The organism is Sandaracinobacter sp. T42 (genome assembly GCF_059115405.1).
The window spans coordinates 2,241,803-2,266,674 of sequence record NZ_CM181101.1; the positions used below are offsets into that span (position 1 = coordinate 2,241,803).

The 24,872-nt window shown below is 63.5% G+C and carries 23 protein-coding genes; 16 read left to right on the forward strand and 7 right to left on the reverse strand.

Features of this window, described 5'->3' with window-relative positions:
- Positions 1-23 precede the first annotated feature (23 nt).
- From ACW9TV_RS10970 to gmd, 13 genes are all read left to right on the forward strand, one after another.
- Positions 24-1,502: a helix-turn-helix domain-containing protein gene (locus tag ACW9TV_RS10970; RefSeq protein WP_494303516.1), complete on the forward strand. Its 1,479-nt coding sequence runs from the start codon at positions 24-26 to the stop codon at positions 1,500-1,502.
- Positions 1,502-3,079 (forward strand): malate synthase A, encoded by a 1,578-nt coding sequence (gene aceB, locus ACW9TV_RS10975; protein WP_494303517.1) that lies wholly within the window; start codon positions 1,502-1,504, stop codon positions 3,077-3,079. Before ACW9TV_RS10970 ends, aceB begins: the two co-directional genes overlap by 1 nt.
- Before the next feature lie 168 nt (positions 3,080-3,247).
- Positions 3,248-4,210 (forward strand): UDP-glucuronic acid decarboxylase family protein, encoded by a 963-nt coding sequence (locus ACW9TV_RS10980; protein ID WP_494303518.1) that lies wholly within the window; start codon positions 3,248-3,250, stop codon positions 4,208-4,210.
- Positions 4,200-5,312 carry a DUF1972 domain-containing protein gene (locus ACW9TV_RS10985; RefSeq protein WP_494303519.1) on the forward strand — a complete coding sequence of 371 codons (1,113 nt, stop codon included), beginning with the start codon at positions 4,200-4,202 and terminating at the stop codon, positions 5,310-5,312. Before ACW9TV_RS10980 ends, ACW9TV_RS10985 begins: the two co-directional genes overlap by 11 nt.
- A gap of 45 nt (positions 5,313-5,357) precedes the next feature.
- On the forward strand, positions 5,358-6,170 hold the full coding sequence (locus tag ACW9TV_RS10990; RefSeq protein ID WP_494303520.1) for a hypothetical protein: 813 nt from the start codon (positions 5,358-5,360) through the stop codon (positions 6,168-6,170).
- Positions 6,160-7,413 carry a glycosyltransferase family 4 protein gene (locus ACW9TV_RS10995; protein ID WP_494303521.1) on the forward strand — a complete coding sequence of 418 codons (1,254 nt, stop codon included), beginning with the start codon at positions 6,160-6,162 and terminating at the stop codon, positions 7,411-7,413. The genes ACW9TV_RS10990 and ACW9TV_RS10995 overlap by 11 nt, the downstream gene beginning before the upstream one ends.
- The gene (locus ACW9TV_RS11000) at positions 7,406-8,074 is read left to right on the forward strand and encodes an acyltransferase (protein ID WP_494303522.1); all 669 of its coding nucleotides are present in this window, start codon (positions 7,406-7,408) and stop codon (positions 8,072-8,074) included. Before ACW9TV_RS10995 ends, ACW9TV_RS11000 begins: the two co-directional genes overlap by 8 nt.
- Complete coding sequence (locus tag ACW9TV_RS11005) at positions 8,074-9,114, forward strand: glycosyltransferase (RefSeq protein WP_494303523.1); 1,041 nt, start codon at positions 8,074-8,076, stop codon at positions 9,112-9,114. Before ACW9TV_RS11000 ends, ACW9TV_RS11005 begins: the two co-directional genes overlap by 1 nt.
- 52 nt (positions 9,115-9,166) lie before the next feature.
- On the forward strand, positions 9,167-10,282 hold the full coding sequence (locus ACW9TV_RS11010) for an O-antigen ligase family protein (RefSeq protein WP_494303524.1): 1,116 nt from the start codon (positions 9,167-9,169) through the stop codon (positions 10,280-10,282).
- Between the two features lie 121 nt (positions 10,283-10,403).
- The gene (locus tag ACW9TV_RS11015) at positions 10,404-11,369 is read left to right on the forward strand and encodes a YveK family protein (protein WP_494303525.1); all 966 of its coding nucleotides are present in this window, start codon (positions 10,404-10,406) and stop codon (positions 11,367-11,369) included.
- 28 nt (positions 11,370-11,397) lie between these two features.
- Positions 11,398-12,330 (forward strand): hypothetical protein, encoded by a 933-nt coding sequence (locus tag ACW9TV_RS11020; RefSeq protein ID WP_494303526.1) that lies wholly within the window; start codon positions 11,398-11,400, stop codon positions 12,328-12,330.
- A 710-nt stretch (positions 12,331-13,040) separates the two neighbouring features.
- Positions 13,041-13,997 carry a GDP-L-fucose synthase family protein gene (locus ACW9TV_RS11025; protein ID WP_494303527.1) on the forward strand — a complete coding sequence of 319 codons (957 nt, stop codon included), beginning with the start codon at positions 13,041-13,043 and terminating at the stop codon, positions 13,995-13,997.
- Between the two features lie 32 nt (positions 13,998-14,029).
- Positions 14,030-15,088 carry a GDP-mannose 4,6-dehydratase gene (gene gmd / locus ACW9TV_RS11030; RefSeq protein ID WP_494303528.1) on the forward strand — a complete coding sequence of 353 codons (1,059 nt, stop codon included), beginning with the start codon at positions 14,030-14,032 and terminating at the stop codon, positions 15,086-15,088.
- 103 nt (positions 15,089-15,191) lie between these two features.
- Here gmd and ACW9TV_RS11035 read toward each other — a convergent pair whose 3' ends face one another.
- The 7 genes from ACW9TV_RS11035 to secB form a co-directional block, all read right to left on the reverse strand.
- A complete protein-coding gene (locus ACW9TV_RS11035; RefSeq protein ID WP_494303529.1) occupies positions 15,192-16,652 on the reverse strand; it encodes a mannose-1-phosphate guanylyltransferase/mannose-6-phosphate isomerase in 1,461 nt (486 codons plus the stop codon).
- Positions 16,653-16,757: 105 nt separating this feature from the next.
- Entirely contained in the window at positions 16,758-17,531 is a 774-nt protein-coding gene (locus ACW9TV_RS11040) for an enoyl-CoA hydratase (RefSeq protein ID WP_494303530.1), read from the reverse strand.
- Complete coding sequence (locus tag ACW9TV_RS11045; protein WP_494303531.1) at positions 17,521-17,979, reverse strand: DUF7832 domain-containing protein; 459 nt, start codon at positions 17,977-17,979, stop codon at positions 17,521-17,523. Before ACW9TV_RS11045 ends, ACW9TV_RS11040 begins: the two co-directional genes overlap by 11 nt.
- Positions 17,976-18,860, reverse strand: coding sequence for a P1 family peptidase (locus ACW9TV_RS11050; protein WP_494303532.1), 885 nt, complete (start codon positions 18,858-18,860; stop codon positions 17,976-17,978). The genes ACW9TV_RS11045 and ACW9TV_RS11050 overlap by 4 nt, the downstream gene beginning before the upstream one ends.
- A complete protein-coding gene (trpS, locus tag ACW9TV_RS11055) occupies positions 18,860-19,861 on the reverse strand; it encodes a tryptophan--tRNA ligase (protein WP_494303533.1) in 1,002 nt (333 codons plus the stop codon). Before trpS ends, ACW9TV_RS11050 begins: the two co-directional genes overlap by 1 nt.
- Positions 19,862-19,863: 2 nt before the next feature.
- A complete protein-coding gene (gene murJ / locus ACW9TV_RS11060; RefSeq protein WP_494303534.1) occupies positions 19,864-21,429 on the reverse strand; it encodes a murein biosynthesis integral membrane protein MurJ in 1,566 nt (521 codons plus the stop codon).
- A 43-nt stretch (positions 21,430-21,472) separates the two neighbouring features.
- Positions 21,473-21,976 carry a protein-export chaperone SecB gene (gene secB / locus ACW9TV_RS11065; protein WP_494303535.1) on the reverse strand — a complete coding sequence of 168 codons (504 nt, stop codon included), beginning with the start codon at positions 21,974-21,976 and terminating at the stop codon, positions 21,473-21,475.
- Between the two features lie 268 nt (positions 21,977-22,244).
- Here secB and ACW9TV_RS11070 point away from each other — a divergent pair, with 268 nt between their 5' ends.
- Genes ACW9TV_RS11070 through ACW9TV_RS11080 form a run of 3 tightly spaced genes read left to right on the forward strand, consistent with a single transcriptional unit; the run spans position 22,245 to position 24,636 of the window.
- Positions 22,245-22,913 (forward strand): Tim44/TimA family putative adaptor protein, encoded by a 669-nt coding sequence (locus ACW9TV_RS11070; protein WP_494303536.1) that lies wholly within the window; start codon positions 22,245-22,247, stop codon positions 22,911-22,913.
- A complete protein-coding gene (mltA, locus tag ACW9TV_RS11075; protein WP_494303537.1) occupies positions 22,910-24,052 on the forward strand; it encodes a murein transglycosylase A in 1,143 nt (380 codons plus the stop codon). The genes ACW9TV_RS11070 and mltA overlap by 4 nt, the downstream gene beginning before the upstream one ends.
- Positions 24,049-24,636 carry a Smr/MutS family protein gene (locus ACW9TV_RS11080; protein WP_494303538.1) on the forward strand — a complete coding sequence of 196 codons (588 nt, stop codon included), beginning with the start codon at positions 24,049-24,051 and terminating at the stop codon, positions 24,634-24,636. Before mltA ends, ACW9TV_RS11080 begins: the two co-directional genes overlap by 4 nt.
- Positions 24,637-24,872 lie beyond the last annotated feature (236 nt).

A 24,872-nucleotide genomic window follows, 5' to 3' on the forward strand; every position in this document is an offset into this window, starting at 1 on the left:
TCGGCGCATGATCGCCCGGCGATATGTCAAAAATTGACCGAAAGATCGGTGAATTAGTGAATACTTTGACAATTTCCGATCTTCCCGACCGCAAACTGTTTGCCGGGCCGCGGGTGCGTCGCCTGCGGATGGGAATGGGCCTGACGCAAAGCCGGATGGCGGCAGACCTGGGGCTCTCGGTTTCCTATCTGAACCTGCTGGAACATAATCAGCGCCCGCTTACGGCCGCCGTTCTCGTCAGGCTGGCCGACACTTACGACATCGATGTCCGCCAGTTCACGGCCGCCGATACGGATCGCAGGGCGGATGATGTCGCAGCAGTCCTCGTCCGTCAGGGCGTGTCGGCCGGGCGGCCCGACATCCGTGAATTCACAGAGCAGTTTCCCGAGATCGCGAATGCCCTTCTCAGAATGGCGGAGGCCGGGCCCGAACGCCGGGATATGCCGGGCGCCGGCGGTGCCCGGCCGCCCTCCCCGCTCGAACTGGTTCGCGCCAGGCTGCTCGACCGGGGCAATCATTTCGCGGATCTAGACGCCCATGCCGAAGCGCTGGCTGATGAACTTCGCCATTCAGGCCAGTCACTTGATGGCGCCGTCCGCGAAAGGCTTCGGGCCCGCCACGGCCTCAATGTCCGGATTCTTCCGTGGGACGTGATGCCCGATCGCCTGCGCCGCCACGATCACCACAACCGGCAGGTGCTTCTGTCCGAAGTGCTGGATGGTGCTTCCCGCCTGTTCCACCTCTGCGTGCAACTGGCCCAGCTGGAAGCCCGGCCGCTGATCGAGGAAGAGGTGAATGCGGCTGCATCCCTGCTCTCACCGGGCGGCGCTGTCGCCGCTCAACTGATGGGCGCCAATCTCGCCAGTTACTGGGCGGCGGCACTGATGATGCCCTATGGCCGGTTCCATGCCGCCGCCGAATCTCTCGGCTACGACATGGAGCTGCTGCAGGCTCGCTTCTCTGCCGGATTCGAACAGGTCGCCCACCGGCTGACCACGCTGCAACGCCCAGGCGCGCGGGGCATCCCCTTCATGCTGCTGCGGACGGATCGCGCCGGCCAGATTTCCAAGCGGCTTGCCGCGGGCCGTCTTCCCTTTGCGACCGGCGGCGGGCAATGCCCGCTGTGGATCCTGCATGAGGCGTTCGAACAGCCCGGACGAATCCTCACCCAGGTGGCCGAAGTGGAAGGCGGGGAACGGATGTTCACCATCGCCCGCACGGTTCGACCGCAGATCACGCCATGGGGCGCCGAACGGCCCCGCTTCGCGATCGCGCTTGCCTGCGCGCTCGATCATGCGCGCGGGCTCGTCTATGCAGGCGGGGTCGACTTCGAGAGCAAGGCGGTCGTTCCCATCGGTCCCGACTGCCCGGCCTGCACCCGCGCCGATTGCCGCCAGCGGTCCGCGCCGCCGGCCGGCGCAAACCTTCACATCGATCAGCATGGCCGGGGGCTATCGCCCTATGGCTTCACCCCGACAACCACAGGAGAGCAGCGAGCATGATGACCGGCATCGAGATCAAGGGCGAGATGAAGCCCGGCTTTGACAGCATCCTGACGGAACCGGCGCTGGTCTTCATCGCACAACTGCACCGGATGTATGAACCCACCCGCCAGTCGCTGCTGCGCGCCAGGGCAGACAGGCGGCGCTGGTGGGCCGAAGGCAATCCGCTGGATTTCGCGCCGGAAACCTCCTCCGTCCGCGACGGGAACTGGAAGATCGCCGGAACGCCCGCCGACCTGCAGGACCGGCGGGTGGAGATCACCGGCCCCTGCGACCGCAAGATGGTGATCAACGCCCTGAACTCCGGGGCACGATGCTTCATGGCCTGCCTGGAAGACGCCACGTCGCCGACATGGCACAACATTGTCGACGGCCAGATCAACCTGCGCGATGCGGTCGCCGGCACGATCAGCCTTGAAGACAAGGGCAAGACCTACAGACTGAATGACAAGACCGCCGTGCTGATCTGCCGCCCGCGCGGATGGCACCTGCCCGAAGCTCATCTGGAAGTCGATGGAGAGGAAGTTTCCGGCGCAATCTTCGATTTCGGGCTATATTTCTTCCACAATGCCCGCGCGCTGCTGGCGAAGGGGTCCGGCCCCTATTTCTATCTGCCGAAGATGGAGCATTATCTGGAAGCCCGGCTGTGGAACAACATCTTCGTCACGGCCCAGTCGATCCTTGGGCTGCCGCTGGGTACCATCAAGTCCACGGTGTTGATCGAAACCCTGCCCGGCGCCTTCATGGCAGACGAGATCCTCTATGAACTGCGGGATCATATCGTAGCGCTGAACTGCGGCCGGTGGGATTATATCTTCAGCTATATCAAGAGCCTGAGCCACGATTCCACGAAGATCCTGCCGGATCGCGCAGCCGTGAACATGACGGTTCCGTTCATGGCGAAATATGCCGCCCATGTGGTGCGCACCTGCCACCGGCGCGGCGCCCATGCGATGGGCGGCATGTCCGCCTTCATCCCGGTCAAGGATGATGAAGCGAAGAATCAGGCGGCCTTCGCGGCCGTGAAGGCAGACAAGGAACGGGAAGCAACTCTTGGCCATGACGGCACCTGGGTCGCGCACCCCGGCCTCGTTCCGGTGGCGATGGAAGTGTTCGACCGCCTGATGCCAGGCGCGAACCAGCTGTCGAAGCTGCCGGAAGGTACGGCCTCGGCCGAAGACCTCACCACACCCAGCGAAGGCCCGAAGTCGGCTGCGGGCCTTGCGATGAACGTGAATGTCGCGATCGGCTACATCGCGGCCTGGCTGCGTGGCCAGGGCGCGGTGCCGCTGCACAACATGATGGAGGATGCGGCCACCGCTGAAATCAGCCGCGCCCAGCTCTGGCAATGGCGCCACCACGGCGTCAGCCTGGATGACGGCACGAAGGTAACGGGCGCCCTCATCAACGACGAAATCAAAACCCAGCTGAAGGTCTGGAAGGATGCCGTCGGCGACAATTTCTACGAAGCCGGCAAATACCGCGAAGCCGCCACGATCCTCTCGGATCTGGTGATGGCCCGCGATCTGCCGGACTTCCTGACGACACCCTGCTACCGCAAATTCATGGCTGGCTAACTGACTGCATGGCCCGGGTTCCGCTGGATTCAATGCCCGCACCGGGCAGCCGCATGGCTGACACCCGGAGGACAACTCCCAGACGAACAGGCAGCGGATCGTGCAAGCGATCGGCTGCCTGTATTTGCGTCTGGACGGCATCTGCCGCGCCCACTAGAGAGCCCGCCCATGGCCAGACTGTATGACAGCCGAAAGCGCATCCTGATTACCGGTGGCGCTGGATTCCTGGGTTCTCACCTGACGGACCGGCTTCTCGACGCCGGGCATGAAGTCCTGTGTGTGGACAATCTGTTCACCGGGACCAAGCGCAACATCGAGCATCTGCACGGGCACCCCCGCTTCGAGTTCATGCGCCATGATGTGACGATGCCCCTCTATGTCGAAGTGGACGAGATCTACAATCTCGCCTGCCCGGCTTCTCCCGTGCATTACCAGCACGATCCAGTTCAGACGATCAAGACATCCGTTCATGGCGCCATCAATATCCTAGGCCTTGCCAAGCGGCTGAAATGCAAAGTTTTCCAGGCGTCGACGAGTGAAGTCTATGGCGACCCTCACGTCCATCCCCAGCCGGAGGAATACTGGGGCAATGTCAACCCGATCGGCATCCGCTCTTGCTATGATGAGGGCAAGCGCTGCGCGGAAACCCTGTTCTTCGATTATCATCGACAGCATGACGTCCAGATCAAGGTGGCGCGGATCTTCAACACCTACGGCCCGCGGATGCACCATGCGGATGGGCGCGTGGTTTCCAACTTCGTTGTCCAGGCCCTGCTGGGCGAACCGATCACAATCTATGGTGAAGGCCAGCAGACGCGGTCATTCTGCTATGTGGACGACCTGATTTCCGGCTTCATCAAGTTGATGGACAGCCCGGCCGATGTCACCGGCCCGGTGAATATCGGCAATCCGAACGAGTTCACCATCAAGGAACTTGCGACCCGGGTTATCGCGCTGACCGGATCGAACTCGGAACTGGTCTTCAGGGATCTGCCGAAGGATGATCCGCAGCAGCGACAACCGGACATCAGCAAGGCGCGGAAACTCCTCGGCTGGGAGCCGGCAGTCGAACTCGAAGAAGGCCTGTCGGCCACGATAGACTTCTTCCGGAAGAGGCTTGGTGAACTCTGAGACCGTTCCGCCCCATTCGCCCTCGCGCATAGCCATCATCGGAACCGTGGGCGTGCCGGGGCGCTACGGCGGGTTCGAAACTCTTGCGGAAAATCTGGTCGACTGGCACGCATTACATGCGTCGTCCTCAGATCTTGCCGTCTATTGCTCGAAACGCGGATCGACACTGCGGCCATCGCGTCACAGGAACGCCGAACTCCGCTGGATCGGGCTGGACGCCAACGGCCCGCAAAGCATCCTCTATGATTTCGTCTCGTTGCTGGATGCCGTGCGTCGCGGCGACCGGCGCCTGCTGATTCTTGGTGTGTCCGGCGCGATGATCCTGCCGCTTGTGCGGCTGGTGCCGCGGGCGCGGATCATCACAAATATCGATGGCATCGAATGGCAACGGGCCAAGTGGCGGGGTCTTGCAAAGTGGGTGCTCCGCCTGTCGGAGTGGTTCGCGGTTCGCTTTTCCCATACCGTCGTCGCCGACAACCAGGCCATCGCAGACTATGTGGCCGATCACTATGGGCGCGACAGCCTTGTCATTCCCTATGGCGGGGATCATGCCCTTCTACATGCTGCCGACAGCGCCGCCGCTGCGGGTCTCCCCGACCGCTATGCCCTCGCTCTTTGCCGTATCGAGCCGGAAAACAACGTCGACATGATCCTGGAGGCATGGCGTTCGGTTGGTTCCCTTCCGCTGGTGTTCGTCGGCAACTGGGCGGCCAGCGCCTATGGCCGCGAACTCAAGGCCCGCTACACCGCAGTGCCGGGTATCACGCTGATGGATCCGGTCTATGAACCGGCTGCGCTCAGAGCCATCCGCGACCGGGCGACCCTGTATGTTCACGGCCATTCCGCAGGCGGAACAAACCCATCGCTGGTGGAAATGATGCACTTCGCGATCCCGGTGCTGGCGCACGGCTGCAGCTTCAACCGGCACAGCACCGAGGGCCAGGCGCTCTATTTCCACTCCGCAAGCGACATCGCTGCAGCGGTCGCTTCGCTGGATGCCGACCTGTCCGGAAAAATCGGCACCGCAATGGCCGAGATTGCCGGCAGGCGCTATCGCTGGGACGACATCGGCGCACGGTATTTCACGTTGCTTCAGGATTGATCGAGCCATTTCCATGACTTGCCCTCCGACAGGAAAGCAGTGGACATGAAAGTCGTTCTCCTCATGGGCGGCGTGGGGAACCGGCTGTTCCAGATCGCACGGGCGTGGGATCTCAAGGCGGCCGGCCATGATCCGATTCTCGTTCCGGTGGAGGCCTTGCCGGAAATCGACTGGTTTGCCGGCCGGTTCCTTGGCTGGACGCGGCACCGGCACTGGGCCGATATGGATCTTCTGGCCCGAGACATGGGCATGACGCGGCGCGACCTGTCAGCATCAGCCCGGCTTGCCATCCTGGCCGAGCTTGTCCTCACGCGGCTGCCGGGCGGAAAGGCCCGCTTCAACCTGTCGCTCGACGCCGACGACCGGACCGCTCAGATCGGCTATTTCCAAGGCGCCGGCTGCCTAAGCCCGGCAAGCGTGGCGGCCGTCAGCGATGCCTTGGCAAACATGCTGCCACTTTCCGGCCACCCCACGCATACAGCCGTTGTGCACATCCGGGGCGGGGATTTTGCCCAGGAAGACCGGCTGTCGGCGGCCGAGGTGCATCGTTTCGGTTCTGCCACCGGCGCTGCGTGCATGGGCGTCACCAACGATCCCGCCTATGTGAACGCGCACTTCCCTGCGCTCTCGCTTGCCCCCTCCACGGGGGCGCTCGACGACTTCTGCACACTCTGCAAGGCGCAAACCATCATGCCGTCCAACTCAACCTTCTGTTTCTGGGCCTGCACAATCGCGACCCGTCGCAGCGGGGCGAAGCTCTGGTTCCGGCCGCCCGATTCCTACTGGGACCTGCTCGACCCGTCTGCCTGGCATCCGGAGGCCCTGAATGGACAAGGCGTTGCGACCCGTGGCGTCTGATCAGGCCTGCGCGGAACCCGTCACCAGCCGAAAGCGCGTGCTGGTTATCGCCTACGCCCTTTCGCCCGTGCTCGGCTCGGAATATCGATCAGCCTGGGAGCTTGTTCAGCATTTCGCGGCCCGACACGACGTGACGGTAATCTTCGGCGACAGCGACGGGCTGATGGGCGGCTTCGATCATTTCGATGCCCATGCAAAATCCAATCCCCTGACCTTCACACCGGTCAGGATCTTGCCGACCGACGGGGAACGGCGGATGGCGGAACGCATGCTGCGCATGCCGTGGGCGCTCTTTTTCCCGGCGCTCCTGAAGCGCTGGCACGCGCGGGCATTCGAGGAGGCTCAGGCCCTCCATGCGCACACCCCGTTCGATGTGGTGCACCAGCTGGGGCCGATCGGTTTCCGCAATCCCGGCTTTGCCTGGAAGCTCGGCTGCCACAGCTACTGGGGCCCGATTGGCGGCGCACAGTTCATCGACCGGCGGATGATCCGCAACAAATGGTCCGCCTATCATGCCGAAGCGCTGTTCCGGAACCTGTCGGTCCGTCTGCAGGGACATAGCCGGTATATTGCGAAGGCGGCGCGCGGATTCGACAGGCTGAGCTTCGCGACAGTCGAGAATGCGGCGTATTTTCAGGCCCGCTTCGGTCGAACCGGGCCCATCATATCCGACCAGGGCCTGACCTTGCCCGTCCTCGCGCCGGCAGAGGGTCAGGTACGCGAAGGGCCACTCCGGGTGGCTTGGGCAGGCAGCCTGACGCCCCGCAAGAATGTGGCCGCGCTGATCGAGGTGGTGCGCACAGCCGATCCCGACATCCGGTTCGATGTTATCGGAGACGGGCCGCTCGGCCCGGACATCGCAGAACTCGCCAGGCTGCACTCCAATCTGACGGCGCACGGACGGTTGCCACGCCCGCAGGTGATGAAGATCCTTCAGGCGGCCGACGTGATCCTGCTGACATCGCTGTCGGAAGCGAACACAGCCATCCTGTTCGAAGGACTGGAAAATGGCTGCATTCCGATCACGCCCGCCATCAACGGGTTCGTCTCCACCCTGACGGACGACGTGGCCTTCCTCATCCGCCAGGGCGATCCGGACAGAGCGGTCGCCGACACGGTGGCAGCCTTGCGCACACTGAAGGATCCGGATGTCCGCCAGCGCTACCGCGAGGCGCTTGGCAGGCACCTCGGCACCCTGACATGGGAGCGTCTGGGCGAAGCGCATGAGGCCAGCTATGTCTGACGGCCGGATGAAGATGGCGCTGGCAATCGTTCGCGCCAACGGCGTCGGCGGCATCGCATGGGCGCTCGGCATGGCGCTGATGCTTGCCAGGGCAAATCTGAAGCTGCTGCTCTCCCTCAGCCCGCCCGGACTGATATTCGCCGGCCGGATGGCGCGCCTCCAGGGCATGCGCCACGCCAGCATCGGGCGCCATGCCCGGATCGCCGCCTTTTGCCGGATAACGGCCTGGAAGGGCGGCGTGATGCGAATCGGGCGCAATTTCAGCCTGGGCGAAGGCTCGATCATCGAAAATGGCTTCAATATCGCCGCGAAAAAGGGCCTGATCGAAATCGGCGACAATGTCGGCATAGGGGCGTTCAGCTTCATTTCCTGCCCCAGCCTCGTGCGCCTGGGCAGCGACTGCATCATCGGCCAGTATTTCTCGGTTCACGCGCAGGATCACAGGTTCGGCGGGCAAGGCTTGATCCGGCTCCAGGGCACAACCGAACAGGGGATCGAGATTGGCGACAATTGCTGGATCGGCGCGAAGGTGACGGTTGTGGACGGGGTGACCATCGGTTCGGGCTGCGTGATCGCGGCGGGTGCAGTGGTGACACGCAGCTTCCCCGACAACAGCGTCATCGGCGGCGTGCCCGCGCGCCTTCTGCGGCAGAGGGACTGATGCGTTACTGCCTGCAACATCTGAACGACCTCAGCGGTTCGCCGCTTATCCTGCGCGAGCGGCTGGACGCCATGCCTGCCGACGAACCGGTCACGCTGATCACCAACCAGACACAGGGCTTCCTATCGGGCTGGACGGGGCCGACCGTGCGGTTCCGTTATGTGAAGCACGACGGCCGGGTGCTGCGCTTCCTCTCGTTGACGGCCTGGTATCTGAAGGCGGGCGCATGGCTGCTGTGGCATCTGAAGCCGGGCGACAGCCTCACGGCCTCCACCCTCATCAGTTCGCCGCTGCTGGCGCTAATTCGCCTCAGGCGAGGCGTGGACGCCGAACTGATGGTGAACGAGATCTTCTTCCGGGTTCCCGTCTGGCGGGAAATCGGCCTCCGCATGGCGCGTTCCCCTCGCGTGCTGAAGACTTACCTCAGCCGCTTCGTCGAGCAGACATGGGGCTTTGGCGAACCCAGCCGGATCATCTATCCGAAGCTGCGGCGGGAGCTTGTCGCCCTGTCCGATGCCACGCCGATCCCCCCAAAGGACCGGGATTGCCTCCGGTTCTTTCTGGTCGGCTCGCAAATCGAGGCGAAGGGCTATCGCCTGTTCATCGAGATTGCGCGCCACTTCGCGGCACTGGGCGCCCGCCACCGCTTTCATCTGTTCCTGGCAGGCAATCCCGACCGGTTCGCCGCAGACTATCCACCGGAATCGCTGCCGGCGAACCTGACTGTCACCTTCAACGACTCCTCGCCTGCCATCTTCGCCGGCCAGGACATCTTCCTCGGCCTTACCAACACGGCGCTCTGGCTGGAAACTTTTGGCCAGACCTTTGCCGAGGCGATGATGATGGGCAACATCGTGATCGTACCCGACAAGGGTGCGCAACTGGAGTATGTGGAAGACGGCATGTCGGGCTTCCTGTTCCGTGAACATTCGGTCGCCGGCGTGCTGGAGCAGGTCGACCGGGTGCTTGTGCATGGGGATCTGGACAATCTGGCTGCCCAAGCGCGCCGGTCCATCCGCAGCTTCTACGGTCTGGACTGAGCCTTGGACCGCATTCCGTTCCGGACTGCGGCGACAGGCTGAGCGCACGCCTGTGGACACCAGCATTCTCAAACTTTCTCTGCTGTCCTCGGCCTTTCTGTTCCTGGGCATGGTGGCCTTCATCCTCAACAGGCCCTTTGCCTGGAAACGACCGCTCCTCGGGTTCCTCATTCCGCTGCTTGTCGTCGCGGTCCACTATGTTCTCGTCGGCTACTCGGTCAGTGCTGCCAACACATTTGCGCTGCTGAACGGGCTTGCCCTGCTGGCCGTTGCGGCAACAGGTTCCGCGGCACTTTCGCCCGAAGCCTTCCTGACCGGCCTTCGCCGATTTGTGCTTGTCCTGACCTTTCCGTTCCTTCTCTATCTGCTCGCTCTGCAACTGAGCGGTACAGGCCAGGACGACGTCGGAAACTTCATCGGCTTCACCGAAAATTCGAACATGATGGGCGGCTATCTCGCCCTTCTCATGTTCCCGGCCGTTGCACAGAATTTCCTGACGGCACCCGGCCCGCGGGCCAAGCTTGTGCCGTTCCTGTCGGGCGTCATCATACTGTTCCTGATTTATGAGACGGCCTCGCGCGCGGCGCTCCTGTCCATCATCTGCGGCCTCGCTTTTGTGGCGTTCTTCTCCAAGGCCCTGCCGCGACGGATCCGCCTGCTCATTATCCTGAGTGTGCTGGTATCTCCGCTCTTCCTCACCACCTTCATCCAGAAGAACGAGGATCTTACGCTCTTCTCGACCCGCCTCTTTCTCTACACGCTGCGCTTTGAAGCGATTTCCAGCAGCCCCTGGGTCGGCTGGGGCCTCGCGGCCGACGTGAACAACACATACAATGCCACAAATATCTTCCCGCCCCAGGAAAAGGGAAACACGATCCTTCAGCTGATGGAGGAGTTCGGCGTACCACTTGGAGCGCTGTTCACACTTGCCATCACGCTCGTCATTCTCTCGACCGGCCGACGCCTGTCGAAGGTTCGCGCGATGGTCTGGGTTCCCATCTTCCTGGTCGCGGCCTGGGTGCACTCCATGTTCGAAACCTGGATGTTCAATTTCCAGTCGCTGCTGGCAATCTTCTTCTGGCTTACCCTGATCGTGGCGACGTTCCACGCACAGAGCCTGAAGCCCCGTCGAACGGTGCGCCAGGAGCCCCTGGTGGGAACCACATGACCCGGATTCACGGCAGCAAAGACGGCAAGCTGCTTGGCGAACCTGCTTCTTCCCCTGTAGTGGCCCTGCTACGCGGCAGCTTCCTGCGGTACCCATTGCCAATTCGCGCTGAAGGACGATCATGAATTCGGACCAGTCGGCTCTTCCCCCTGCATCCTTCTTCCAGATCCTTCGTGCCCACGCCGGTTTGCTGGTAGCGGGCCTGCTGCTGGGCCTTGGGGCGGCCATCGCATATGTGAATCTCGCGGAGCGGCGCTATGCAATCACGATGGTACTCGTCCCCACCGAGGACAGCAGCGTAGCCCTGAAATCCATGAGCGGAAGTCTGGGCAGCCTTGCTTCGCTCGCCGGGGTCAACCTGCCCGGCGGCGCGGATTCCCTGAATTTCGAACTTATGCCCGACGCCCTGGTCAGCCGGGAAACTGCCGCAGCGCTCGCCAGCGATCCTGAGATGCTGAAAGGCGCCTTTCCTTCACTTTGGGACAACACAAGCAACAGCTGGCGCGAACCCGCGGGCCCTCTGCGGCCAGTGAAGAAGGGCCTGAAGGGTATCGCAGCCGCCGTGCTCGGCCTGGATGTCGAGCCTTTCTCTGCGCCTGGGGCAGAGGATATGCAGGAATTCCTTCAAAAGCGGATGAGTGTGAGCACGGATCGCAAGCGGCCGGTGCTAACAGTGTCGATCCTCCATAAGGATCCGGAATATGGGAAGGAGCTGCTGCACCGCGCCTGGTCCGCAACGGATCAGCGCATGAAGCAGGCTTCGCTTGCGCGCAGCACTGCGAACATTGACTATCTCACGCGCCGGCTCGCCGAAACGCAGACCATGGAATACCGGCTCTACCTGAACACCGTTATGTCTCAGGAGGAAAAGCGCCGCATGACGACAAGCAGTTCGCTGCCCTATGTGGCAGAGCCCTTCGGTGCGCCGGTTGCCTCCGTCCGGCCGGTGTCGCCAAACATTCTGCTCGCGCTTGTCTCCGGATCGCTCGTCGGCCTGTTTCTGGCGTTTGGTATCATGATCGTCCGTCGGCGCGAGGATTTTGCCCGGATGGTTGGCGCCCTGTTGAAGAACGACACGGCTGCATGAGGCGCGCCACGCCGGAAGGCCGCAGCTGATGCTGCTGTCCCTGCTCAACAGCGCGATCACCGTCCTGAATGCCGCCGGTTTCCTGCTGATGGCGGCCGGGCCGGAACTGCTCGAGTATATCGTGGTGTCGTCGATCTTTTCCGTCGCATCGCTACTCTACAGCTGGCTGCTGCCGGCTGCGATCGCCTACGATCCGGCGCGAATGGGCCATCTGAGGCTGATGCAGTTCATCACGGTGGGTATTGCGTCGTTCATTATCCTCTATACCCATTCATCGCTCATCGGTTTTATCTTCACAGCCATGATGCTGATCGAAGCGGCCGTCTTTCCGGGGCACATGCTGCTCTTCCGATCCCGCACTCAGCTATTTATTCGGTCGGAACTCGTCCGCAGCATCGCCAATTCGGCCGCACTTCTCGTCACGCTAGCCTTCTTCGGCGGAAGCCCGCAAAGCTATGTCCTATTGCTGCTGATCAACGTGGCCTGCGCCTCGCTGCTTCTGATGGCGACGCGGACACATCTTCCCCCATCGCTGATACCCGCGCCGCCCTCGGCCCTCTTCGCGGTCGGGTTACGCCAGTTCTGGAGCCGCCAACTGCTTGCAATGCTGATGGCCCGAGGACTTGAAACATCCGCACTGATCGGCCTCAGCCGAATTGAAGCACTCTCTCCGGTGCTCAGCCTGAAGATCGGCATGTCCCTCTCGTCTGCCCTGTCGATGAACGCCCGCAACCGGCCGCTGCCGCTGCTGATCGGCGTCCACATGCTAGTCTATACGGGGGGAACGGCATTCATCCTTCTACTTCAGCGGATTAAGGGCCTAACCCTGCCCGAAACATTGTTGCTGATCTCACCGATGAACGCTCTCACGATGCTGCCTGTAATCCTCGTCGCGTTCGTGCTGAACATTGTCGGCCTTCGCCTCTCCGCGTCAAAGCCCGCGGCACTTGGCGAGCCCTGAGTGCCACGCAATGCGGCGCACCAATCCAATTTATGCGGAGGGCATTCGATCTGATGGAAATGATGTCCGCAGGATCCACCCGTGCAACCCGGATATGTAATCTGGGTATCAACGCGCCGATGCTTGACCTTGATCCTCGTCGGCCGGGACATAGGCGCTTCATGCCGCGATCTGCGGGCGCAGCCGATTGAGCTTCCTATCCGCGTGCGTCGGGCATTTCGGCATCGGCTGCTATTCCGCCCCTCTGAACCCGGGTGAACATATGGCAAGGTTCCGCAATATCCTGCGGATAATGGCCCTTGGGGGATCGTTGCAGTCCATGGGATTACTCATATGGCATTTAAGTAAATATAATTCGAGGTTAACAAATCATTTTGACATTATAAAATTACAAATCGAAATTAATTTATTAACGCCTATTTATAATTGAACTATTTATTATACAAATTTCATCTAAAATTCATGAGTGTGACTATTTGATGTCAATAGATATACCGACTTTCCACGGATGCAGAATCCATGCGTTCCGCAGTGCTTCACGGCAACCCCTGCAAAGGCATCGGTATCATGCACACGACCAGCCTTTCTTTTCGAATTCCAACCCCCTAAGGCAACCCTTCCATGCAGACAGACATTCATCCGAAACGACGGATCCACCGTTCCGCAGTTGCCTTTGATCCGACGCATTGCCAGCAACGGAGCGCGCGGAGGTGAAGACAGGAATTTTCGACCTGACCGGCGCACGGGTATGGGTTGCCGGACACCGTGGAATGGTTGGTTCAGCTGTTGTGCGCCGGCTGGCAGCCGAACCCGTGGAATCCGTCCTCACTGTCAACCGCTCCGAAGTCGATCTGCGTCGCCAGTCCGAGGTCGAATCCTGGGTCACCAAAAATCGTCCCGATGTGGTCGTACTGGCGGCGGCGAAGGTGGGCGGCATCCTCGCCAATGATCGGTATCCGGCAGATTTCCTGTTCGATAATCTCGCTATCCAGAATGCCGTGATCCGCGCATCGGCCGATCTTGGTGTCCGCAAGCTGCTTTTCCTCGGATCGTCTTGCATCTACCCCAAGTTTGCCCCTCAACCGATCCCGGAAGAAGCCCTGCTGACAGGGCCGCTGGAGCCGACAAATCAATGGTATGCTATCGCAAAAATTGCCGGAATCATGATGTGTGACGCCTTGCGGCAGCAGAACGGCCTCGATTTCATTTCGGCGATGCCCACCAACCTGTACGGGCCCGGCGACAATTACGACCTCGAGTCCAGCCATGTCATTCCCGCGCTGATCCGCAAGGCGATTGCCGCCCGCGAAGCGGATGCCGAAACCATGACGGTATGGGGCAGCGGAACGCCTCGCCGGGAATTCCTGCATGTCGATGATCTGGCGGATGCCCTTGTCTTCCTGTTGAAATCCTTTTCCGGCAAAGGGCCAATCAACGTCGGCACCGGAACCGATGTAACCATTGCCGAGCTGGCCCGTACGATTGCTGACGCTGCAGGCTACAAGGGCCGCCTGGTGTTCGACACCAGCAAGCCCGATGGCACCCCGCGCAAGCTGATGGATGGCAGCCGGCTGGCGGAACTGGGGTGGAAGGCCAGCATTGACCTGAAGACCGGCATTGCGCGCACGATCGCGGAACTACCCGCCACTGTCGGCGGTCGTGTCTGATCGCACAAATCTGAATCCTCAAGGAGTATCGTGTGACAAAAACAGCCCTCATCACCGGCGTTACCGGGCAGGACGGCGCCTATCTGTCTGAATTGCTGCTGGCAAAGGGCTATGTCGTTCATGGCGTGAAACGGCGCGCCTCGTCGTTCAATACGGCCCGTGTGGATCATCTGTACCGCGACCCCCACGAGGGCCCGACACGGTTCCACCTGCATCATGGTGACATGACGGACGCCACCAACCTGATCCGCCTGGTTCAGGAAGTGCAGCCTGACGAGATCTACAACCTTGCAGCACAGAGCCATGTGCAGGTCAGCTTCGAGACTCCGGAATATACGGCCAATGCGGATGCGCTTGGAACCCTCCGCCTGCTGGAAGCGATCCGGATCCTGAATCTGGAGAAAAAGACCCGCTTCTATCAGGCCTCGACATCAGAACTATATGGCAAGGTCCAGGCTGTTCCCCAATCTGAAACTACGCCCTTCTATCCGCGCAGTCCCTATGCTGCCGCCAAGCTCTATGCATATTGGATCTGCGTGAACTACCGCGAAGCCTATGGAATCTTCGCGGCTAACGGCATCCTGTTCAACCACGAAAGCCCCCTGCGCGGCGAAACCTTCGTGACACGCAAGATTACGCGCGCCGTTGCCGCCATCGAGCTCAGGCAACAGACCCGCCTGTATCTCGGCAACCTCGATGCCAAGCGCGACTGGGGGCATGCCAGGGACTATGTGGACGGCATGTGGCGGATCCTCCAGCACGACCGTGCCGACGACTGGGTACTGGCAACCGGCGAGACTACGACTGTTCGCCAGTTCGTCGAACTGGCCTTCGCTGAAGTCGGGCGCAGGATCATCTGGGAAGGCGAAGGGGTCGAGGAAGTCGGCCGGGATGCCGCCAGCGGCGATATTCTGGTTGCGATTGATCCGGCCTATTTCCGCCCGACAGAGGTTGATCTGCTCCTCGGCGATCCGTCCAAGGCCGAACGCGAGCTCGGGTGGAAAAGCAGCACGCCCCTGCGCGACCTGGTGAGCGAAATGGTGAAATCGGACATGGCCATCGCCAGCCGGACAGCCACGCACCAGAGCTAGAAGCGCCTTTCGGCCTCACCGGCCCGAACCTGCCGGACAGGTGGCGCGGGATTGCCCTGATCGACCGTGCGGCGTTGCTTCCGCACGGCATCAGGCAGACCCATCAGGCCTGCGACATGCCCGATCGCCCGTAGAGGTCGGCCAGCCGGACGATATCATCCTCGCCAAGATACCCCCCCTGCTGGATCTCGATCAGTTCCAGAGGCTCGGGCCCGGGATTTTCCAGACGGTGCACGGCCCCCAGCGGAATGAACACACTTTCGCCCGCCGATAGCTGGCGCACCCGATCATCGACCTGCACATCGGCCACTCCTGAGGCGACAACCCAGGTTTCGGCACGCTGCGCATGCTTCTGCAGGCTCAACTTTGCGCCCGGCTTCACCGCGATCCGCTTCACCTGCCAGCCATCACCCTGACCAAGGCGTCGATAGCTGCCCCAGGGCCGCCGGACCTCATGGCTTGTCCGTGTGAGTTCGAGCCCTTCATCCTCGATGCGTTCAACCACCTTGCGGATCTCCTCCGCCCGATCGCGCGGGGCGATCAGAACAGCGTCCCCCGTGGCAACCACCACCATGTTCTCAAGCCCGAGTGCCGCGACGAAGGGGCCGCCATCGTTGCGCACTAGGCTGTCGCGGCAATGCACAAGCGCGCCCGCCCCGCGGAGCACGTTTCCGTCGCAGTCAGGTGCCGTCACACGCCACAGGGCATCCCAGGATCCAACGTCCGACCACCCCATGTCCACGGGAACCACGCTGACAGCATCGGATCTTTCCATCACCGCATAGTCAATGCTGATCGACGGAATAGTGGCGAACGCATCTGCGCAGGGCCGCCAGAAAAGGCCGTCCTGAACCATTCCATCCATTGCGGAACGGGTGCCCGATGCAACTTCGGGCGCGTGGCGCTCGATCGCATCCAGCAGCGCATCCGCCCGCAAAAGGAAGATGCCGGCATTCCACAGCATACCGGCCTTCACATAGGCCTCCGCCGTCGGCGCATCCGGCTTTTCAACGAACCGCCGGACCGGCAGCACGCCAGTGCCATCGCCGCTGGCAGGCTCGATATATCCATAGCCCGTCGCCGGCTCGCTCGGCCTGATCCCGAAGGTCACCAGTTGCCCGGCCGCGGCCTCCGGTGCCGCCTGTTCGATTGCGTCGCGAAAGGCATCCTCGTTCCCGATCAGGTGATCAGACGGCATCACCAGCATCAGCATGTCAGGCCGCCCCTGCCGCACGTGCCAGAGTGCGGCCGCCGCAATGGCAGGCGCCGTGTTCCGCCCCTGCGGTTCCAGGATCACAGCTTCCGGCTGCACATGCACATGCAGCAGCTGCTCGCTCACAAGGAAGCGATGAGCTTCGCCTGAGACCACCAGCGGGCGTCCGAAACGAAGCTGGGCAGTTGCATCCCTGACCCGAAGCGCCGTGGCCTGAAGCATGGTTTCTTCATGCGCCAGAGCCTGAAGCTGCTTGGGCATGTCCGCTCTTGAGAGCGGCCAGAGCCGTGTTCCCGAGCCTCCGCAAAGAAGCACGGGGGATATTTCAAATGCCGTCAATCCGGCCTCCATCGCTCAACACTGCGAACAGGCGCCTAGCCCCCATGCCAGGCGGGCACAACCCGTTGTGACCCGGCGCCACCCGGGATGAAAGCGTCCTTCCGCAGATGCGCGCGCCTACCGCCCCACCCATTTCCCCGGCCGCTTTTCCACGAAGGCCGCCATGCCTTCCTTCTGATCCTCGGTCCCGAACAGGCCGTGGAACAGGCGGCGTTCGAACAGCACGCCTTGCTGAAGCGTCGTCTCGAAGGCGGCGTTCACCTGTTCCTTCACGGCGATCGCGGCCAGTGGCGGCATGGCGGCGATGGCGTCCGCTGTCTTCAGCGCTTCGGCCAGCAGGTCGGCAGCCGGAACCACCTTCGCTACCAGACCGGCAGCCTCGGCTTCCGCTGCATCCATCATGCGCCCCGTCAGGCACATCTCCATCGCCTTCGCCTTGCCGACCGCGCGGGTCAGCCGCTGGGATCCCCCCATGCCCGGCGTGACGCCCAGCTTGATTTCGGGCTGGCCAAACTTCGCGCTGTCAGCCGCGATGATGAAATCGCACATCATCGCCAGTTCGCAGCCGCCGCCCAGCGCATAGCCGGAAACCGCCGCGATCACCGGCTTGCGGGTGCGGATGAACAGATCATATCCGGCGAAGAAATTGCTGCCGAACATGTCGCCGACGCCCTGCGGCGCCATTTCCTTGATGTCCGCCCCCGCAGCGAAGGCCTTCTCGCTGCCTGTCAACACGGCGCAGTTCTGCGTCCGGTCCGCATCGAACGCGGCAAAGGCCGCCAGCAGATCCGCCAGCACCTGGCTGTTCAGCGCATTCAGCGCCTGCGGCCGGTTCAGCGTGACCAGCGTGACAGCACCCTTGCGTTCAACCAGCAGCGTTTCATAGGCCATGATCTTGTCCTTCCAGTCTGGTCCTGCCCTGCCACATCGCGAACCGCGCCGCCAACAGGGGGGCAAGCCGGTCATAGCTCGCCCAGTCGTCAGCCACGCTGTACGCATTCGCGGCTTCGGCAAAACTCTTCGCATAGTCAGGCACATAGGATGGCTCGCCCGCCTCATGCCGATCCTCGTCGTACAGATAATAGGCCCGGGTGAAACGATTGCCTTCGTCCGAAAGGGACTCCGCAGTCAGCCTGCCCGCGCAGTTCAGGAAAAGCCAGGCGCCCGGCGTGTCTGACCGGCCAAGCAGCGCCTCCAAGCCATCCGTATGTGCGGCGCCGCCATGGCCGTTCAGCAGCATCCATGCCAGGAACAGGCCGATGTGCGTGCCGCCCGCCACCGGGTCCAACCCCTCAGGGAAATCGCCACCGGAATGCCAGCTTGCGTCATCATAGATCATGCCGGCAGCCCCACGGCTCGGCGCACCGCCCGCGCCACGCAATCAGCGGCGCGTGTGCCCAGTTCCGCCATCCGTAGCGGCTCCACACGGACAGGCGCTTCATCGGACAGGCTCATGGCGAACAGCACATCCCCGTCGAACGGCGTATGGATGGGGCGGATCGTGCGAGCAAGGCCGTCGTGCGCCATCATGGCCATCCGTTTCGCAGCCGTTCGGGTCAGCGGAAGGTCGGTCACGACCGCACCGATACAGGTGTGGCCCTCTCCGTAAACGGCCCTGCCCTGAAGCTTCGGCATTGGAACCGGGCCGTCCAGCGGCGGCTCGCCGGGTTCGACTTCCCCGAAGCAGTTCACAGCCACCAGCGCCGCCACCTGGCCGCCGCCATCCATCGCCGCGCGCGCAATCCCGATACCGCCCGCGCGGCTCCCGGCCCGCGCGCCGAACGCAGCTCCCACCGCCCCTTCCGCATCCCTATCGGCGGCGGACGCATAGGCTTCACGCGCAAGCCGGCGATAAGGCGCCTCTCCGCCGCCAGAGCGCGCCCAGCTCTTGTCGCCGCCGTTGGCCAGATCGAACAGGATCGCAGACGGGATCACCGGCACCGTCAGGCCGGCCGCCACGGGCAGACCGATCCCGTCCTTCGCCATCAGAAGCGACAGTTCGGATGCCGCCTCCAGCCCGAACACCGATCCGCCTGCCAGCACCAGGCCATGCACCCGCTCGACCAGCGTTGTCGGCTCAAGCGCGTCCGTTTCCCGCGTCCCCGGTCCGCCGCCGCGCACGTCGACGCCCATCACCACTGGGCAGTCGGGCACCAGCACGGTCACGCCCGTCCGCGCCGTGGCGCAATGGGCATGACCGATGCGAAGGCCGGCCAGCATCAAAGAAAGCCGACTGCGTCCCGGACTTCGCGCATCGTTTCACGTGCGACGATCCGCGCCGCTTCCGCGCCGTCTTCCAGCGCCCGGTCAATTGCGGCGGGGGCTGCCAGCAGTTCGCGGTAACGCGCGTTCATGGGGGCCAGCTGTTCCACCAGCAGGTCGCCAAGCGCAGGCTTGAACAGGCCGAAACCCTGCCCGCCGAATTCCGCCAGAACATCCGGGATCAGCCTGCCCGAAAGGGTCGCGTAGATCTCTACTAGATTGCGCGCTTCCGGGCGGCCTTCCAGCCCCTTCTCGTCAAGCGGCAGGGGTTCCGGATCGGTCTTGGCCCGCTTCACCTTGTTGCGGATCTCCTCCGCGCTGTCGATCAGGTTGATCCGGCTCTGGTCAGAGGGGTCGGATTTCGACATCTTTGCATTTCCGTCGCGCAGCGATTTCACCCGCAGCGCCTGCGGCGGCATGATCGGCTCTGGCAGAGGGAACAGCTCGACGCCGAAATCATTGTTGAACTTCGTCGCGGTGTCCCGCGCCAGTTCCAGATGCTGCTTCTGGTCCTCGCCCACGGGCACATGTGTTGCCTTGTAAAGCAGCACGTCAGCGGCCTGCAGCACGGGATAGGTATAAAGCCCGACAGAGGCGCCCTCGCGATCCTTGCCGGATTTTTCCTTGAACTGGGTCATCCGGTTCAGCCAGCCGATGCGCGCCGTGCACCCCAGCACCCAGGCCAGCTCCGCATGCTCCATCACGCGGGACTGGTTGAACAGCACCGCCTTTTCGGGATCGATCCCGGCCGCCATCAACGCAGCCGCGATTTCCCGCGTGGAACGCCTCAGATCGGCCGGATCCTGCTTCAGCGTGATCGCATGCATATCGGCGATGAAGAAGAAGGCCCGATCACCCGGCTTCAGCGAATCCTGCATCAGCGCCCAGTTGCGGATGGCGCCCAGATAATTCCCCAGGTGCAGGTTGCCAGTCGGCTGGATGCCGGAAACGATCAGCATGTTCATCCTCTGCGAAACGAATTCAGAAGCTGCTTCGGATCATAGGCGCCGATCAGCAGGCCGCCGCCGGCATAGACCAGCCCGCCCGCGCCCACCAGAAGCAACATGCCCAGTGCGCGGCTGATCAGCGTTCCTTCCGCCATCGGCAGGACAATTCCGTTCAGCGCCCAAAGCAGGGTTGCCATCAGCAGGGCCGCCAGCAGCATGCGCGGCGCCGCCCGCTTCAGCCCGTCATCCGGATGCCAGGCGCGGCGATGGATCAGTACGCCGGCCAGCAGCACAACGTTGAACCAGGCCGAAATCGAAGTCGCCACCGCGATCCCCACATGGTCCAGCATGCGCGAAAGCAGGAGGTTCCCGAACAGGTTCAGCGCGATCGCGGCCAGCGCGATATGCATGGGCGTCCGCGTATCGCCCCGCGCATGGAAGCCGGGCGTCAGCACCTTCACCAGCATGTAGGCGACAAGCCCGCTGGAAAAGGCCCTCAGTGCAGCGGCGCAGGCGATGCGGTCCGCCTGGGTGAATTCACCGTGCTGGAACAGGGCGGCCACGATCGGATCCGCCGAAACCATCAGCGCGACAGAGGCTGGAAGCCCGAACAGCAGCACGAACTCCAGCCCGCGGTTCTGCTGATGGATGGCCGCCTCGGGGTTTCCCGCCCCGATCAGCCGCCCCATCGTCGGCAGCAACGCCACCCCCATGCCCACGCCAATCATTCCCAGCGCCAGCTGGTTCAGCCGGTCCGCATAGTAAAGGTAGGAAACGGATCCCTGCGGAAGGTTGCGCGCCGCGATCATCGTGGAAACCAGCAGGTTGATCTGCGTCGCCCCCGCACCGATGGCCGCCGGGCCGATCCGCTTCAGCAGGGTCTTCACCTCCGGCGTCAGCTTCGGCCAGGTCAGGCGCGGCAGCACGCCGATGCGCCAGCAATCCCAGCTAAGCCAAAGGAATTGCAGCACCCCTGCTATCGCGATGGCGGCGGCCTGCGTCGTGGCTGTCTCCACGGGCGTCGCACCCCTGAACAGCAGGAAGCCGCCGATGAAGGTCAGGTTCAGCAGCACAGGGGCCGCCGCATAGACCCAGAAGCGACCCAGCGCATTCAGCAGCCCGCCCAGCAGCGAGGCGAGCGAGATCAGCATCAGATAGGGGAAGGCAAGCCTGGTCAGCTGAACGGTCAGGGCCAGCTTCTCCGGGCTGCGATCCTCGAATCCGCCGGTCATCGCCCACACCACGGGGCCGGCGGCCGCCATGATCACGATGGTAAAAACCAGCAGCACGGGGAACAAGACGGCCAGCGCCTGCTCCGTAAGCCGGACGGCGCTTGTAACCCCGTCGTCCCTCCCGTCCTGGCCCAATTTCTGGGAAACAAGCGGAACGAAGGCGGCCGAAAAGGCCCCTTCCGCAAACAGCGACCGGAACAGGTTCGGCAAGCGGAAGGCCACAAGAAAGGCGTCGGCGGCAAAGCCGGCCCCCAGATAGCGCGCCATCAGGATCTCGCGCACCATTCCCACAATGCGGGAAAGCAGCGTCATGCCGCCAACCGTGGTTGCAGCGCGGATCAGCGACATGGGCCAGCCGCCCCCGTCATGCGCAGTTCAGGCCGGCTGCAGGTCAGGCGTGGCCGAAGGTTTGCGCACCGGCGCCCCGCGCTTCCAGCTGCCGCAGATACAGGCCGCCGAAATCGATCGGCTCCAGCATCAGCGGCGGGAAGCCGCCGTCGCGCACGCAATCCGCAATCACGCGACGCGCGAAGGGGAACAGGATGCGCGGGGCTTCCACCACCAGGAACGGCTCCAGCGCTTCCTCGGGCGCACCCACCAGCCGGAACAACCCGGCGTAGAGGAGCTCGACCTGGAAGGCCAGCGTCCCGCTGTCCTGCGCCCGGGCGGACGCCTCGATCTTCAGCTCCACCTCGTACATGTCCTGCCCACCGGCCCGGGCATTCACGTTCACGTTGATCTCGATCTTCGGCTGTCCCTGCATCTGCAGCGAACCGGGCGCGTTCGGGTTCTCGAACGACAGATCCTTTACATATTGTGCGAGGATGCCGGCCTGCGGGGCAAGATCCGCGCCATTGGCAAGGGCTTCGGCGGCTTCTGGGGTGATTTCGGTCATGAACGAGCTCTCGGCTGGGCAGGCATTAGCCCGCCATGGACAATCTGCCGCGCGGGCTAGCAGCGCAGGCCTTTCGCCGCAAGCGCCGGCCCGACCCTCAGCCGCCCCCGGCGCACCGCCGGCAGGCTTGCACTCCGCCCGAGTTTCCCTATTTCTGCGAAAGAACGAAATGCAATCCGTCCCGTTTGCGCCGTCAAAGGTGTATTGGGGCGATTGCCGCCGGCCACCTTCTGTGAAATGAGGAGCCGGCACATCAGGGCGTCATGACATGCAGAGCGGTTGGGTCGAAATCTTCTTTCTGGCGATGCTTGCAGGCTTCATCGGCCTCAGGCTCTACCATGTGCTCGGCCGCCGCACGGGGCATGAAAAGCCCGTCGCCGATCCCTATCGCCCCGCAAGCCCCGATACCCTTCGTCCGGCCGGGCGCTCGCGCAATGAACCGGAATCGCCGATCACCATCGATCTGCCGGCCGACATCGACCCAGATGTCCGCCCCGGGCTCGAACTCATCGCGCGCGCCGATCGCAACTTCGTGCCGGAACGCTTCCTCGCCGGCGCACAAGGCGCCTATGCAATGGTGCTGGAAGCCTTCTGGAAGGGCGATGCCGATCAACTGGCCGATCTCGTCTCCGACGAGATGCTGGCGAACTTCCGGGCCGCCATCGAAAACCGCAAGGCCGCTGGCGAGCGATTCGAGAACCGGCTGCTCCAGGTCGATCGCGCCCAGATCGTCGGCGCGCACATGAACGGCGCCATGGCCGAAGTGACGGTCCGCTTCGATGCGGAAATCGTGTCGGTCACGCGGGATGCCGAAGGCCGGGTCATCGCCGGCGATCCGGGCAAGTCCGTCGAAACCCACGACCTGTGGACGTTCAGCCGCCACACGACCTCGTCCGATCCGGCCTGGCTTCTCGTCGACACCGACGAAGAGGCGTGATCCCGGAATCCGGGCGTCCCGCGCGGCGCGCGGCGGCCCTGCTCGTCTGTGCGCTGCTTGGTGCCTGCGCCCGTCAGCCCGCGCCCCGTCCTGTCTCTCCGCCGCCGGAACCTCAGGCCGCAATCATCGTCGCGCGCGCCTCCGGCCCGATCGCAGGCTTCACCGCGACGGCAGAGGCGCTCGAAGCCTTCCGACGCGCCTGCCCGCGCCTGCTCAAGCGCGAGGATGGCTCCGGCCTCACTCGTCCGTCGGACTGGCAGCCGGCCTGTGAAGACCGACAGTCCGACGCTGCCACCTTCTTCGCACGGCACTTCACTCCGGTCGTTCTGAACGACGGACGGGGGCTGGCGACCGGCTATTTCGAGCCGGAGATTGCCGGTCTGTACGGGCCTGCGCCCGGCGCAGCCCCGGTTCTCGCGCGGCCGCCCGAACTGGTCGACCTGAACCTGAAGGACTGGAATATCCCCGGCGGGATCATCCGGGGCCTGGTCAAGGGATCCCGTGTGGTCCGGGCGCCGGACCGCGCCGCCATCGAAGCGGGCACATTCGCGGGGCGAGGGCTTGAACTTGCCTGGGCGGCCGACCCGGTCGACCTCTTCTTCCTGCAGATCCAGGGCTCCGGGCGGCTGTCCATGCCTGACGGCCGCACGCTCAGGATCGGCTATGATGGTCAGAACGGCCATGCCTATGTCGCCATCGGCAAGCTGTTGAAGGATCGCGGCATCCTGCCCAGGCCTGGCATGGCCGAAATCAAGGCCTGGCTTCGCGCCAACCCGGCGGAAGGGACGGCGCTGATGCGGGAAAATCCCAGCTACATCTTCTTCCGCAGACTGTCCGACACGATCGACGGCCCCATCGGGGCGCTCGGCGTGCCGCTTCTGCCCGAAGCGAACGCCGCCGCTGATCCGGCAACCATCCCGCTCGGCGCCCCCGTCTGGATGGAAACGATCGTGGACGGCCAGCCCTTCAACCGCCTGCTTGTCGCCTCCGATACCGGCGGCGCGATCCGGGGCCCGAACCGTTTCGACATCTTCTTCGGGGCCGGCGCCGAAGCCGGTCGAAAGGCTGGCCCGCTGGCTGCGCCGCTGGAAGCACGGATTCTGTTGCCCAACAGCGCAGCGCAGCGCCTCAAGCCATGAGCCGGCGGCTCGCGCCCGACGAACAGGCGCTGTGGGCGCTGGTCGCAGCCACCGTCAAACCACTCCACCCCCAAGGACATGCGGATTCCGAATGGCATGCCGATGCGCCATCGACGTCAACCGCGCCGGCCCGGCCGATCGCAGTCGATCGGCACCGCGTCGGCGCGATCAAGGCCAGGCCAGCCCCGGCTCCCCTGCCCGCCCCCGCCCGCCAGCACAGCGAATCGCTTGATTCCAGCTGGGACAGGCGCCTGTCGTCCGGCAAGGTGGTGCCGGATCTGGTGATCGACCTGCATGGCCTTCGCCGCGAACAGGCGCGCCACCTTCTATACGAGCGAGTGGCGGACGCGGAGCGACGGGGACTTCGCCTGATCCTGGTGATCACCGGCAAGGGCCACAACCCGGCCCCCTCACCTGCGGATCTGATGGAAGGAAAGCCGGCGCGCGGCGCGATCCGCGCCGATCTGCCGCGCTGGCTGGGGGAAGACGGGCTGTCATCGCGCATCGCGGCCGTTCGCCGGGCCCATCCCAGGCACGGGGGAACAGGCGCCGCCTACCTGATCCTGAAGCGCCGGCGCGGCTGACACCCGCCTGCATGGCTCCTGCGAAAGTCGCGGAGGGTCTCGGCGCCCGGCCCGGCTTGGCAAGCCCGAAACCCCATGCTACGGCCCGCGCGAAAGCATCGGGTGGCCTTCGGGGGCCGCACGGCCCGGCTTTACTGTTTCTCCCGCCCGCGACAAGGCATGATGGCCTGCCGTGGGCGATTGCACATCACCGCCGGGCGTTTCCAACGGGAAGGCTCCGGCACCAGAAAGACAAG